We start from the raw sequence: 12,609 nt of genomic DNA, 5'->3' as shown, positions 1-12,609 counted from the left end.
TATTTTTATCCTCCTCTCGTACCACCTTTGGCTGTTTCACTATTTATAGTTTTCCCCGAACGCTCACCGCCTTTCTGAGAAATACTTTGCGTGTTTTCTTCCTCTTTTTTTATCGGTTGAGGATTTTCTTCCTTTTCTTTTTCTGACATGGTAATTGTTTTTAATTCAATGTAAAAATAATCTTTTATTGATGTTAAAATATTATTTATTTTACTTCTGCATTTTTTTAATACAACAATAAAGATCAATTATTTCTTATCATAAAAACGAATACAACATTCAATCATTTAATATGTAAAGCTAAACGAAACCGTATAATATCTTCCGTTCCCCCTCACGTATTCTGCATCTCTTGCAGTAAATTGAGCCGTTGGAGTATAGTATGACTTATTAAAAATATTTTCAATTCCTAAACCTACTGTGGTGAAAGTATTTAGCTTATAGCTTCCTTGAAAATTAAAGAGATTAAAATCGGTAACTGCTCCTTCTCCTTCTTGGTATTTCCCCGATGCATCCTTTTCAAAACGGTCTCTTTTAAAAGAATACATATGATACAGCCCCATTTGAAGCTTGTTGTTTTTAGTATTCCATTTTATATAAGAGTTAAGTCTAGCAGGAGCTATTCTCACACCGCTCAGATATTTTTCATATTTGTTGTCACTATCCGTATCTACTTTTCCTTCCTGATACGTATAGTTTGCTCCAATATTTAGATTTTTTGTTGGATAAACATCAATAGAAACTTCTACTCCACTGATATACTGAGGCGCTCTTAGAGGAACCCAAAAGCCATTTACAGAAACCAGATCTGCTCCTAGTTTAGAATAATTGTAAAAATAACTCGCAGACAGGTCTATGGATTTTCCTATTTTACTGTTGAAACCAATCTCGTAACTGTCTACAACAATAGGCTCTGTATTGATCTTCTCTAATGTATTATCTTTTGCATCTCTCAAAACACGTCCCAAATCGTAAATATTAAATCCTCTTGAATAGGATGTAAAAGGTTGAAAAAGATCAATCGCCGTGTAGCTTAAACCTACATTATAAGAGAGGTTATTATATCTCAATTTTCCTCCAAGAACATCTACTGCTGTATCTTTACCAGATGGAAGTGTTGTATAATTAGGAACATCCACATGCATTTCATCCCATCGTAATCCGCCTTTTACGGTGAGATCCGGTGTCAAAAATAATTTTCCCTGCACGAAAGGTGCTGCTGCAATCATATTGAGTTCAGGAACCCAAATCCTTCCATCTACCAAAGGTTGACTTGTTTTTTCATTAAGGAGATCAACCCCATAGGTAAGAGAACCTGTAACCTTATCATTTTGCTTAAATTCGGTAGTAAAATCTGCTCGAAAGCCATACTTTTTTTCTAAAATAGCCGATTGCCCACCCGTTTTCCAACGAGGCGCATCTCGGTAATCATAGATCGTATAAAAGTCCTGAAAATATAATGTTGTATTTAAAGATGTATTACGGAAAATAGATTTATTAGTATACTTAAGGTATCCGTTATGATTGTATTTTGTTCCTTCCTTTGCACCTTGTCTTTCCCCCAATTTACCTGCAGAAGGTCTTTCTCCGTATTTTCCAAGATCAAGAATGTATTTTGAATCCTGTAGGCTGGAGTAATAATTATACATTATTTCAAACCTGTTATTTTCATTAAGATCATATCCTATTTTGGCAAATGCATTGCTTACATTGGTTTCTCCTAATCCGTACCGTGGATTTTGCACAAGCCCGTCTCCATCTATTTTCACTCCATTTCGGGTAAAGGTTCCGTTCACCAAATAATCTACTTTTCCCAGTTTACCATATAAACTTTGCGAAATTCTGTAACCGGCTCCTCCGTCAGATTTAAACATATTTTTATCAAAAACGTCATGACTTGTAAAGCCGAAAACTGTTTTCCCGGCAATAGGTTTATTACTTGCATTTTTTAAGGTGATGTAATTAATAATCCCTCCTTCTGCGCCATTTCCATAGATGGAAGTTGCACCTTTTACGACCTCTATTCTTTCTAGTATTGATGGATCTATTGACCGTATTTCTCTATCGTTATTTCTTAAAGGGCTGGATTGAGGAATGCCGTCAATCATAACCAAAACATTTCTTCCTCTCAACGTTTGCCCTCTATTTCCTGTCAGATTATTGCCAAACGCCAGTCCGGGAACACGATAAGCTAGAATATTACTCAGATCTGGAGAAATAAGGGATTGCTGCTCAATATCCTTTCTCTTAAGAATAGTAACTGTAGCCGCTGTTTTCTTTACAATTTCAGGAGATCTTGTTGCCGAAACAATTACTTCTTCTAGCCTCTCAGACTTCACCGTATCATTAACGGTAGACTTATTTTGAGCTAAAACAGTTACGGAGAATACAAGCCCTCCTAAGCAAATAATCTTTTTTTCCATCAATGCATTCTTTTTATTTAGAATAATTAATGACAAAAATACTATTTTTCAACTACTTCAAAATGAAACAAAAATACCTTTTTATCCAAATGAATAATTTATTCTTAGTATTTTTTCAACTATAATAAATTACGATTGAATAGTAATATGTTGTAATAATATGTTTAGTTTTTATTTCGTTTTTGTAAAATTTCCTCGATTTCTTTTAAACTAAAACTTTTCGTTTTCAATAAAATTAAAAAATGATACAACAAATCTGCAGCTTCATTTTTAAACAAATCATCATTATTATCTTTAGCCTCAATCACTAATTCTACGGCTTCCTCTCCTACTTTTTGAGCGACTTTATTAATGCCTCTTTGAAAGAGTGAATAGGTATAAGAAGACTCTACCTTATCATCAATTCTTTGGGAAATTTTATCTTCCAGTTCATATAAAAAACCTTTTGCATCTTTCTCTCCGAAACAACTGAAGCTTCCTGTGTGGCAAACTACATTTTTAGGAATAGCTTTAATTAAAATGGTATCATTATCACAATCAATCTGAATATTTTCAACTTTTAAAAAATTACCCGACTCCTCACCTTTCGTCCAAAGTCTGTTTTTAGAACGGCTGAAAAAAGTAACAATTCCTTCTTTTTCTGTTTTCTCAAAAGCTTCCTCGTTCATATAGCCCAACATCAAGACTTGTAAGCTTCTGTTATCCTGAATAATTACAGGAACCAATCCGTTTGTTTTACTGAAATCTATTACCATCTTACTTCAATTTTTTTATTATTTAATTCTTTTTTCAACTCCTGAATGCTTACTTCTCCGAAATGAAAAATACTAGCTGCCAAGGCTCCTGTTGCTCTTGTTTCTTTGAAAACCTTTTCAAAATCTTCTATTTTTCCAGCCCCACCTGAAGCAATCACAGGAATATTAATATTTTCAGAAACCAATTTTGTTATTCTTATATCAAAGCCCGTTTTCGTTCCATCGCCATCCATTGATGTCAATAAAATTTCACCAGCCCCTAGAGACTCGGCTTCCTTTGCCCAATCTATCGTTTTTAAATTGGTGATTTCTCGCCCACCTTTTACATGAACCCAATCTGAATTATTAATCAATTTAGTATCAATCGCCACAACAATACACTGATTTCCAAATTCCTTAGCCAAATCAGAAATTAACTGAGGATTATTCACAGCAGATGAATTGATGCTGATCTTATCAGCGCCTGCTTCCAAGAGTTTTTGTACATCCTGAATAGAAGAGATGCCGCCTCCAACGGTGAAAGGAATACTCAACTCTTTAGAGATATTTTGCACCAATTCAACAAATGTTTTTCTCTTTTCAATGGTAGCTGTAATATCTAGAAAAACCAATTCGTCGGCTCCGCTTTCTTCATATCTTTTCGCTAATTCTATCGGATCTCCAGCATTTCGAAGTCCTTCAAAATTAATTCCTTTTACCGTTGTTCCATCCTTGATATCCAGACAAGGAATTATTCTTTTTTTAAGCATAATTGATAAATTTTTGAAGTTCTTTTAATTCAATTTTCCCTTCATAAATGGCTTTTCCGATGATAGTTCCGGCGCAGCTAATTTCTTTCATTTTTTCTACATCTTCAATACACGAAATTCCACCACTTGCAATAAGTTGGATTGATGTCTTAGCAATCATTTCCTTGTAAAGCTCTGTTGATGGACCTTGTAACATTCCATCTTTTGAAATATCTGTACAAATTACCTGTTGAATTCCTTTTTCCTGATATTCAATAATAAAATCAATTACCTCTTTATCACTGCTTTCCAGCCAGCCTGAGGTTTTTATTTTTCGGTTGTCACAATCGGCTCCTAGGATAATTTTATCAGCACCATATTTTTCAATCAATTCAAAACAAAATTCAGGATCCTGAACGGCAATACTGCCAATCGTAATTTGTTTTGCACCAGAATTGAAAGCAATTTCAATATCATCCAACGTTTTCAGACCACCTCCAAAATCAATAGATAAAGACGTTTCTTTTGCAATACTTTCCAGTACTTTTTGATTAACAATATGCTTAGATTTTGCACCGTCTAAATCAACCAAATGAAGAAATTGGATTCCAAAGCTTTCAAACTCTTTCGCAACTTCTACAGGATTTTCATTGTAGATCTTTTTTGTGCTAAAATCACCTTTTGAAAGACGGACACATTTTCCGTCAATAATATCAATAGCGGGAATAATTTTCATCGTTAGAGTTTTAAAAAGTTGTGTAATAATTCAGCCCCAATCTTTCCTGATTTTTCAGGGTGAAACTGCGTTGCAAAAAAATTATCTTTCTGCAAAGACGCGCTGAAAGGCAAAATATAATCGCATACAGAAGTTGTATATTTTGACAATTCACAATAATAACTATGTACAAAATAAACATCATTTTCATCGTTAATCTCTGAAAATAAAGAAGATTTCAGCCCAGAAATTGTATTCCAGCCCATGTGAGGAACAATTTCTTTTGATGGGAATTTCTTTACATTAATATCAAAAATCCCTAATCCTTCAGTATTTCCTTCTTCATTGTTTTTACACATCAGTTGCATGCCCAAACAAATTCCCAAAACAGGTTGTTTCAAAGTTGGAATTAATTGATCTAACCTTTTCTCTTTTAATAATTCCATCGTAGAAGAAGCTTCACCAACTCCCGGAAAAATTACCTTGTCAGCTTTTTGAATTAATTCAAAATCATCTGTTATTATTGATTCTACATCTAATCTATTCAATGCATTTTGCACGGAATTAACGTTTCCTCCGTTGTATTTTATAATCGCAATCATATTTAAAGACTTCCTTTGGTTGAGGGCAAATTAAAGTTTTTGTCGGTCTGATTCACGGCCATTTTTATAGCTTTCGCAAAGGCTTTGAAAACAGATTCTATTTTGTGATGTTCGTTATCTCCTTCAACTTTAATATTTACATTAGATTTAGAAGAATCAGTGAAAGATTTAAAGAAGTGATAAAACATTTCAGTCGGAACATCACCAATCTTTTCTCGATTAAAATCAGCTTCCCAAACGAGCCAAGGCCTCCCTCCAAAATCTATCGCGACTTGCGCCAGACAATCATCCATCGGAAGCAAAAAACCATATCTTTCAATGCCTTTTTTCTTTCCTAATGCCTGAAGAATTGCTTCTCCAAACACAATTCCTGTATCTTCAATCGTATGGTGCTCATCCACCTGTAAATCTCCATCGACTTTAATTTTTAAGTCTAAATTTCCGTGTTTAGAAATCTGTTCCAACATATGATCAAAGAAATACAAACCTGTTGAGATCTCAGAATTTCCTTTTCCATCGAGGTTAACTTCAATCTCAATCTGTGTTTCGTTCGTCTTTCTTGAAACTTTCGCTTTTCTTGGTTTTTGCTTTAAAAACTGATATATTTCTGTCCAGCTTTCTGTAGTTAATTCAGCCTTTTCGTTTGGCGTTTTATTAATGAAAATTGCTTTAGAGCCTAGATTTTCTGCTAATTGAATATCCGTAAGTCTATCACCAATTACATAAGAATTTTGTAAATCATAATCTCCATAAATATATTTTCCCAGCATCCCAATTCCCGGTTTTCTAGTTGGTAAATTTTCATGCTCAAAGCTTTTATCAATTAAGATATCACTGAAAATTATGCCTTCATTTTCAAATGCTTTCAACATTTTTTCCTGAGGTTTAATAAAGTCTTCAAAAGGAAAACTTTCCGTCCCCAGACCATCCTGATTGGTAATCATTACCAATTCATAATCCAACTCCTTGGCTATTTTTGAAAGATTTTGAAATACTTCGGGATAAAACTCCAGTTTTTCTAAAGAATCAACCTGAAAATCTATTGGAGGTTCAATAATTAATGTTCCGTCGCGGTCTATGAATAATACTTTTTTCATTTCTAAATAATTGTAATTTTTTTGATTTTTTAATTCTATCAGACCTTATAGGTTTTCAAAACCTATAAGGTTTCAGACTTCTTTAAAACCTGAATTAATTGAATGTTTTCTTCTCTGTTTCCAATATTAATTCTGATGCAATTTGGAATTTGAGGAGTTCTTTTGCTTGTCAAAACTTCTTTATCCAAAAGGGTTTGATATACTTTTTCAACATCTTCAAATTCAATTAAAAAGAAATTGGCATCAGTAGGAAAGACTTTTGTAATACAATTTATATCTTGAAATTCATTTTTTAACCATTCTCTTTCCTCAAAAATATTATTCAAGTTTTGATTGAATTGATATTGATCATCAATCACATTTAAAACCAATTCCTGACTTAAAGAATTGACATTATAAGGAGCTTTTACCGTATTAATCAACGTAATAATTTCTTCACTGGCATATGCAATTCCCACTCTTGCGCCAGCCATTCCCCAAGCTTTTGAAAACGTTTGGAGAACAATAAGGTTAGGATATTTTTCAAGAAGTTCAAGACTCGATTTCTGATCTGAAAATTCAATATAAGCTTCGTCTACAACAACAATTCCATCAAAATTTTGAATATAAAATTCAATATCTTGAATACTGTTTCCTGTAGGATTATTTGGAGAGCATAAAAAGAATATTTTTGGTTGATTTTCTCGCGTAACTTTTAAAAATTGTTGTTTTTCGATTTGAAAATTTTCGTTTAAATCGAGCTTTACCACTGTGTTTTCATTAATAGTAGCATAAAATCCGTACATCGCAAAAGACGGATTCATCATTAGGATCGAGTCTTTTTTAGGCTCACAGAAAATCTTAATAATTAGATCAATCAATTCATCACTCCCATTTCCAACAGCAATTTGATTTGACGAAATATTTTTAAACTCCGACAATTTATTTTTAAGCCTTTTCTGAGTAGAATCCGGATAACGGTTAAACTCTCCAAACGGACTTTCATTAGCATCCATTAAAATTGGTGCTTTGAATTCATTATGATCTCTAAAACTGATGTAAGGCTGTAATGCTAAAATGTTGTTTCGAACGAAATTATTTAAGGTAAATTGTTTCATTTTTTATTGATTTAATCGGATGGTAACGGCATTTTTGTGAGCAACTAATCCTTCTGCTGCTGCCATGATTTCTATTGTTTTTCCTAAATTTTGAAGTCCTTCTTTCGACAAATGTTGAAAAGTAATCTTCTTCACAAAACTGTCTAAAGAAACGCCGCTGTAATTCTTTGCAAAACCGTTGGTAGGAAGTGTGTGATTGGTTCCGCTTGCATAATCTCCGGCGCTTTCACATGAATAATTTCCCAGAAAAACTGAACCTGCATTTTGAATAGATGGAATATATCTTTCAAAATCATTCAACGCTAAAATAAGGTGTTCCGGAGCATATAAATTGCTGAATTCGATGGCTTCTTCAATAGTATTAAGAAGAATAAAATGGCTGTTATTCAACGATTGTTGAGCAAACTCATTTCTTGGAAGTTCTTTAACCTGCTTTTCTATTTCTTCAATCGTTTCGTTGAAAACTTTTACATCCGTTGATATAAAAATCACCTGACTATCACTTCCATGTTCCGCCTGTGAAAGTAAATCTGCAGCACAAAATACGGGAATAGCTTGCTCGTCTGCAATCACTAAAACTTCACTTGGTCCCGCAGGCATATCAATGGCAACTCCATAATTTTGAGCATATTCTTTCGCTGCAACAACAAACTGATTTCCAGGTCCAAAAATTTTATAAACATTCGGAATACTTTCTGTTCTCAACGTCATCGCTGCAATCGCTTGCGCCCCGCCTGTTTTACATATTTTTGCAACACCACAAAGTTGAGCAGCATACAGAATCGCAGGATTAATATTTCCATTTTTATCTGGCGGACTGCACAATACAATCTCTTTACAACCTGCTAACTGAGCTGGAATTGCCAACATTAAAACAGTTGAAAATAAAGGCGCTGTTCCTCCCGGAATATAGATTCCTACTTTTTCAATGGCTCTGTTTTCTCGCCAACAAACTACTCCTTTTGTTGTTTCTATTTTTTCAATGTCAGATTGTTGAGAAGCGTGAAATTTTGTAATATTTTCTTTAGCCTGTTGAATTGCTTCTTTCAATTCTTGACTCACCAAACTTTTCGAATTTTCAATCTCTTCTATTGAAACGGTGATATTTTCAACCTCTGCAGAATCAAATTTTTTGTTGAATTCAAGCAATGCTTTGTCTCCATTTTTTTCTACTTCTGAGAAAATATCTCTAATTGTTTTTGAGATTTCTTCTCTTGTAAAAGCTGGTCGCTTTGTAAGTTCCTGCCACTTTTCCTGATTGGGATATTGATCTATTTTCATATTAAATCACCATTTTATCGATTGGAATAATTAAAATATCCTGTGCTCCATTTTCTTTTAATTCATCAATAACATCCCAGAATCGGTCTTCGTTGATCACAGAATGGATACTGCTCCAGCCTTCTTCAGCCAAAGGAATAACCGTCGGACTTTTAAGGACCGGAAGTATTTTAGAAATATCCGCAATCTTTGCATTGGGAACATTCATCAAAATGTATTTTGAATTTTTTGCTTTTAAAACAGACTGAATTCTGAATAAGAATTTTTCAAGAATGAGTTCTTTTTCCTGATTGAGATTCGGTGTTTTAGCCAATACAGCTTCCGATTTCAATAAGGTAACCGTTTCTCTTAATCCGTTTTTAAATAAGGTACTTCCAGAGCTTACAATATCACAAATCCCATCTGCCAAACCAATATTCGGAGCAATTTCTACAGAGCCTGAAATAACGTGGATATCCGCAGAGATATTATTTTTCGTTAAAAACTCTTTAAGGGTATTCGGATAAGAAGTCGCTATCTTTTTATTCTGAAAATAGCTCAAATCATTCGTTTCAATTTCTTTAGGAACAGCAAGTGAGACCCTGCATTTTGAAAATCCAAGCTCCTGAATAATGTCGATCTTTTTTTGTTTTTCTACCAAAAGATTCTCCCCAACGATGGCAATATCTACCACACCATCTTCCAAATACTGAGGAATATCTGAATTTCGAAGGTACATGATCTCCATTGGAAAGTTATCTACCGAAACTTTAAGCTGATCTTTTCCGTTGTTAACGAAAATACCACAGTCTTTCAGAAGTTGTAAAGAATCTTCGTAAAGCCGACCGCTTTTTTGGATTGCAATTTTTAATTTACTCATTTTTTCTACATTGAGTCTGAGTAAATAAAAACTGATTATTGAAAAGAAATTCCCGAGAAATTTAGAAACAAAAAAACCGTCTATTACTCAGACGGTTTTAAATATTTTTGATTTTAACACATGTTTATATCAATCAATTCCGTCTAACAGAGATGATGATAATAATGATGTAGTGTTAAAAAATTGGGTTTCATTGTTGAATTTTATGGTACAAATGTAGAACTTATTTTTAAACTTCAAAGGTTTTTCTACAGAATTTTTTGATAAAGGTTCATTAATTCATTGGCAATTGGTTCGTCATTAAACTTCTGAACAAACTCAAAACCCTTATCAGCACGGCGTTTTCTTTCCGACTCATTAGCCCATAAAAATTTTATTTTTGACTGAATATCTAAATAATTTTTAGGATCAATATAAACAGAGTCTTTTCCTCCCGCTTCAGGAAGACAACTTGTATTGCTTGTAATGGCAACCGTTTTTGAAAATAAAGCTTCAATTACAGGAATTCCAAAACCTTCAAAGAAACTTGGATAGACAAAAATATCGGCTAATTTGTAAATCACAGCAAGCTCATCCATAGAAACTCCTTCAAGAAAATGAACTTGTTTCTCCATTTTATTTTTCTTGATGTATTGCTCTATTTTACTGTAATATTTTGTTTTTCTTCCGACAACCACTAATGGAATTTCTGTTTTGTCGATGCCTTTTACAACATTCAACAAATTTTTACGATCTTCAATGGTTCCCACATTAAGAATAAATCTCTCAGGAAGGTTGAATTTTTCTTTTGTTTGTTGAATAAATTCTTCTGATTGCTGTTCTTTAAAAGCATGATGACAACCTTGATAAATGACTTCAATTTTACCTTCAGGAACTTTTAAATATTCAATAATATCCCTTTTCGTCTGTTCAGAAATCGCAATGATTTTATCGGCAGTTTGAGCGGCTTTTTTGAACTTCCACAAGTGGATTTTCCGATCAAAAAAAGAGTAATATTGAGGATAACGAACGAAGATTAAATCGTGAATTGTTACCACTTTTTTGATTGGCTTTTTGTCCCATTTTAAAGGTAATTCACCCGACAAACCATGGAAAATATCTGCATTTTGCTTTTGTGCATCTTTTCCCATTTTGAGTTGGCGAGACATTGTTCCTTTTGATGTTTCAACAAACTGAACATTAGCATTTTCAAGAATAGCAGAACCTCTTTCAGATTTATTTTTATTGAGTAAAAGGTATTCGTTTTCAGGAAAATATTGAGCAATAATTTTCACCAGATCTCTTGAATAATTTCCTAATCCTGAGGTGTTGTGAAAGAAACGTTTGGCATCGAAAGCTATTTTCATGATTCTATTTGTTTTTGAAATTCCTGAAATGTTCCGAATGAATAGTTTTTACTTTTTAACCAAGAAACAAACTCATCAAACCTTTTTACCATATCTTTTCCTGAGTTTTTCACTGTAAAACCAGGCAATCTAAATGCTTCATCTTTAATCTCTGCAAACTCCCATGGATGGAAATAAACATTAAGATAATTATCTTTCTTTAAGGTATCTGAAGCCAGTTTTTTATAAAATGATAATGGGAAATTATGAAAGCTCAGCCAAAATAAGGGAATTCTAAAGTTAGGCGAAACCGAAGCCGGAATCTGTGTTACATTTCCTTCTTTAAAATAGGTTCTTGAAACTTTTAAGTTATTATATCTTCCCGGAAGAAAAGTAGGATTTACAGATGAATTGTAAGAATATCCTGCTTTTTCAACTTCTTTTTCATCTACAGGCATCATTCTCGGCATTCTTAATCCTGTTACTTTCGTAGAAAACAATTCTTCTAGTTTTTCTTTGGATTCTTTTAAATGTTTCTCTTCAAATTCAGAATGAAACCATGTATGAGAAGCCAATTCGTGACCTTCCTTTAGCAATCTTTCGATAAGATGCTTACTGTTTTCCGCAAAAACTACAGTCGAAAAAAAGGTAGCTTTTGCATTATATTTTTTAAGAATATCAAGTATTCTTTCTAGTCCGTTTTGTGAGATAGAGATCTGCTTTTCAAAGGATATTTCACCTTTATATTCGAATGGCATATCAAATTCTTCAATGTCAAAACTTAATAAAACCATTATTGAAAATTTTTATTTTTTATAATATAATTAGGTCTTTGCTTTACTTCTTTAAAGATCTTACCTAAATAAATTCCGATTATTCCCAAGATAATTAATTGTAATCCACCAAAGAAAACGATGGTCATAATTAAAGATGCCCAACCCGAGATCTCTGTTTTAGCAATGAATGCATACAAGACATACAAGCCATATCCAACCACTGAAAATGCAGAGAATATAAACCCGAGATAAGCCGCAATTGACAACGGTTTTACACTGAAAGCTGTAATTCCTGTAAAAGCAAAAGTGATCATTTTCTTTAGGTTATAGCTGCTTTCTCCGGATAATCTTTCACACGCTGTAAATTCGATTCCTGTTTGCTTGAAACCCATCCAACTTGTTAATCCTCTCAGAAAAAGGTCATCTTCATTGAAACCTCGCATCACTTCTACCGCATTGGCATCCATTAATCTAAAGTCTGAACCACCTCCTTTTGTAAGGTTTACATCAGAAAGGCTTGATAAAAGTTTATAGAAAAAGTCTGACGTTTTTCTTTTAAATAAAGAAATTTCTTTTGGATACGTTCTGATGGTAAAAACAATATCATTGCCTTCTTCCCATTTTTTAATCATATCCGGAATCAGTTCAGGCGGATGCTGCAGATCGCCATCCATTGAAATGACAGCGTTTCCATAAGCATTATCCATTCCTGCTTTTACAGCCGGCTGGTGTCCAAAATTTCTTGAAAACTCAATAAACTTAACTTCGCTAAACTCCTGAGAAAGTTGTTCTAATTTTTGCTGCGTATTGTCTCTACTGCCATCATTAACGAATATAATTTCAAAATCATAATTGCTTAACCCTTCAAAAACCTCTTTGATTTTCTGATGGATCATGGCAACATTTCCTTCTTCGTTATAAGCGGGAATCACGATAGAAATCTTCTTCATA

13 protein-coding genes are annotated in these 12,609 nt (G+C 33.3%); all 13 read right to left on the bottom strand.

What is annotated here, in order from left to right; translation table 11 throughout:
• Window positions 1–5: 5 nt before the first annotated feature.
• Window positions 6–149, bottom strand: a complete 144-nt coding sequence (locus BUB80_RS23510) for a hypothetical protein (RefSeq protein WP_175549545.1) — start codon at window positions 147–149, stop codon at window positions 6–8.
• A gap of 138 nt (window positions 150–287) precedes the next feature.
• Window positions 288–2,423 carry a TonB-dependent receptor gene (locus BUB80_RS00490; RefSeq protein ID WP_073289904.1) on the bottom strand — a complete coding sequence of 712 codons (2,136 nt, stop codon included), beginning with the start codon at window positions 2,421–2,423 and terminating at the stop codon, window positions 288–290.
• 164 nt (window positions 2,424–2,587) lie between these two features.
• Complete coding sequence (gene hisIE, locus BUB80_RS00485) at window positions 2,588–3,178, bottom strand: bifunctional phosphoribosyl-AMP cyclohydrolase/phosphoribosyl-ATP diphosphatase HisIE (protein WP_073289902.1); 591 nt, start codon at window positions 3,176–3,178, stop codon at window positions 2,588–2,590.
• Complete coding sequence (hisF, locus tag BUB80_RS00480) at window positions 3,172–3,927, bottom strand: imidazole glycerol phosphate synthase subunit HisF (RefSeq protein WP_073289901.1); 756 nt, start codon at window positions 3,925–3,927, stop codon at window positions 3,172–3,174. Before hisF ends, hisIE begins: the two co-directional genes overlap by 7 nt.
• Window positions 3,920–4,642, bottom strand: a complete 723-nt coding sequence (gene hisA, locus BUB80_RS00475) for a 1-(5-phosphoribosyl)-5-[(5-phosphoribosylamino)methylideneamino]imidazole-4-carboxamide isomerase (protein ID WP_073289899.1) — start codon at window positions 4,640–4,642, stop codon at window positions 3,920–3,922. The genes hisF and hisA overlap by 8 nt, the downstream gene beginning before the upstream one ends.
• A 2-nt stretch (window positions 4,643–4,644) precedes the next feature.
• Window positions 4,645–5,223 (bottom strand): imidazole glycerol phosphate synthase subunit HisH, encoded by a 579-nt coding sequence (gene hisH, locus BUB80_RS00470; protein WP_073289897.1) that lies wholly within the window; start codon window positions 5,221–5,223, stop codon window positions 4,645–4,647.
• Window positions 5,224–5,225: 2 nt separating this feature from the next.
• Window positions 5,226–6,320 carry a bifunctional histidinol-phosphatase/imidazoleglycerol-phosphate dehydratase HisB gene (gene hisB, locus BUB80_RS00465; protein WP_073289896.1) on the bottom strand — a complete coding sequence of 365 codons (1,095 nt, stop codon included), beginning with the start codon at window positions 6,318–6,320 and terminating at the stop codon, window positions 5,226–5,228.
• Window positions 6,321–6,382: 62 nt separating this feature from the next.
• Window positions 6,383–7,417 carry a histidinol-phosphate transaminase gene (gene hisC, locus BUB80_RS00460; RefSeq protein WP_073289894.1) on the bottom strand — a complete coding sequence of 345 codons (1,035 nt, stop codon included), beginning with the start codon at window positions 7,415–7,417 and terminating at the stop codon, window positions 6,383–6,385.
• Window positions 7,418–7,420: 3 nt separating this feature from the next.
• On the bottom strand, window positions 7,421–8,698 hold the full coding sequence (gene hisD / locus BUB80_RS00455; protein WP_073289892.1) for a histidinol dehydrogenase: 1,278 nt from the start codon (window positions 8,696–8,698) through the stop codon (window positions 7,421–7,423).
• Between the two features lies 1 nt (window position 8,699).
• Window positions 8,700–9,557: an ATP phosphoribosyltransferase gene (gene hisG / locus BUB80_RS00450; protein ID WP_073289890.1), complete on the bottom strand. Its 858-nt coding sequence runs from the start codon at window positions 9,555–9,557 to the stop codon at window positions 8,700–8,702.
• Between the two features lie 248 nt (window positions 9,558–9,805).
• Window positions 9,806–10,903 carry a glycosyltransferase family 4 protein gene (locus BUB80_RS00445; protein ID WP_073289882.1) on the bottom strand — a complete coding sequence of 366 codons (1,098 nt, stop codon included), beginning with the start codon at window positions 10,901–10,903 and terminating at the stop codon, window positions 9,806–9,808.
• The gene (locus tag BUB80_RS00440) at window positions 10,900–11,676 is read right to left on the bottom strand and encodes a polysaccharide deacetylase family protein (RefSeq protein ID WP_073289881.1); all 777 of its coding nucleotides are present in this window, start codon (window positions 11,674–11,676) and stop codon (window positions 10,900–10,902) included. Before BUB80_RS00440 ends, BUB80_RS00445 begins: the two co-directional genes overlap by 4 nt.
• Window positions 11,676–12,608: a glycosyltransferase family 2 protein gene (locus BUB80_RS00435; protein WP_073289880.1), complete on the bottom strand. Its 933-nt coding sequence runs from the start codon at window positions 12,606–12,608 to the stop codon at window positions 11,676–11,678. The genes BUB80_RS00440 and BUB80_RS00435 overlap by 1 nt, the downstream gene beginning before the upstream one ends.
• Window position 12,609: the final 1 nt, after the last annotated feature.

Source organism: Chryseobacterium polytrichastri (assembly GCF_900142445.1).
GTDB lineage: Bacteria > Bacteroidota > Bacteroidia > Flavobacteriales > Weeksellaceae > Chryseobacterium > Chryseobacterium polytrichastri.
Note: the sequence above shows the minus strand (reverse complement) of the source record. Positions and strands in the feature narration are given on the sequence as shown.

Coding starts and splice junctions, on each gene's coding strand:
- hisIE (WP_073289902.1), bottom strand. CDS start 3,178: ATGGTAATAGATTTCAGTAAAACAAACGGATTGGTTCCTGTAATTATT.
- BUB80_RS00490 (WP_073289904.1), bottom strand. CDS start 2,423: ATGGAAAAAAAGATTATTTGCTTAGGAGGGCTTGTATTCTCCGTAACT.
- hisG (WP_073289890.1), bottom strand. CDS start 9,557: ATGAGTAAATTAAAAATTGCAATCCAAAAAAGCGGTCGGCTTTACGAA.
- hisD (WP_073289892.1), bottom strand. CDS start 8,698: ATGAAAATAGATCAATATCCCAATCAGGAAAAGTGGCAGGAACTTACA.
- hisC (WP_073289894.1), bottom strand. CDS start 7,417: ATGAAACAATTTACCTTAAATAATTTCGTTCGAAACAACATTTTAGCA.
- hisB (WP_073289896.1), bottom strand. CDS start 6,320: ATGAAAAAAGTATTATTCATAGACCGCGACGGAACATTAATTATTGAA.
- BUB80_RS00440 (WP_073289881.1), bottom strand. CDS start 11,676: ATGGTTTTATTAAGTTTTGACATTGAAGAATTTGATATGCCATTCGAA.
- hisH (WP_073289897.1), bottom strand. CDS start 5,223: ATGATTGCGATTATAAAATACAACGGAGGAAACGTTAATTCCGTGCAA.
- BUB80_RS00445 (WP_073289882.1), bottom strand. CDS start 10,903: ATGAAAATAGCTTTCGATGCCAAACGTTTCTTTCACAACACCTCAGGA.
- hisF (WP_073289901.1), bottom strand. CDS start 3,927: ATGCTTAAAAAAAGAATAATTCCTTGTCTGGATATCAAGGATGGAACA.
- BUB80_RS00435 (WP_073289880.1), bottom strand. CDS start 12,608: ATGAAGAAGATTTCTATCGTGATTCCCGCTTATAACGAAGAAGGAAAT.
- hisA (WP_073289899.1), bottom strand. CDS start 4,642: ATGAAAATTATTCCCGCTATTGATATTATTGACGGAAAATGTGTCCGT.
- BUB80_RS23510 (WP_175549545.1), bottom strand. CDS start 149: ATGTCAGAAAAAGAAAAGGAAGAAAATCCTCAACCGATAAAAAAAGAG.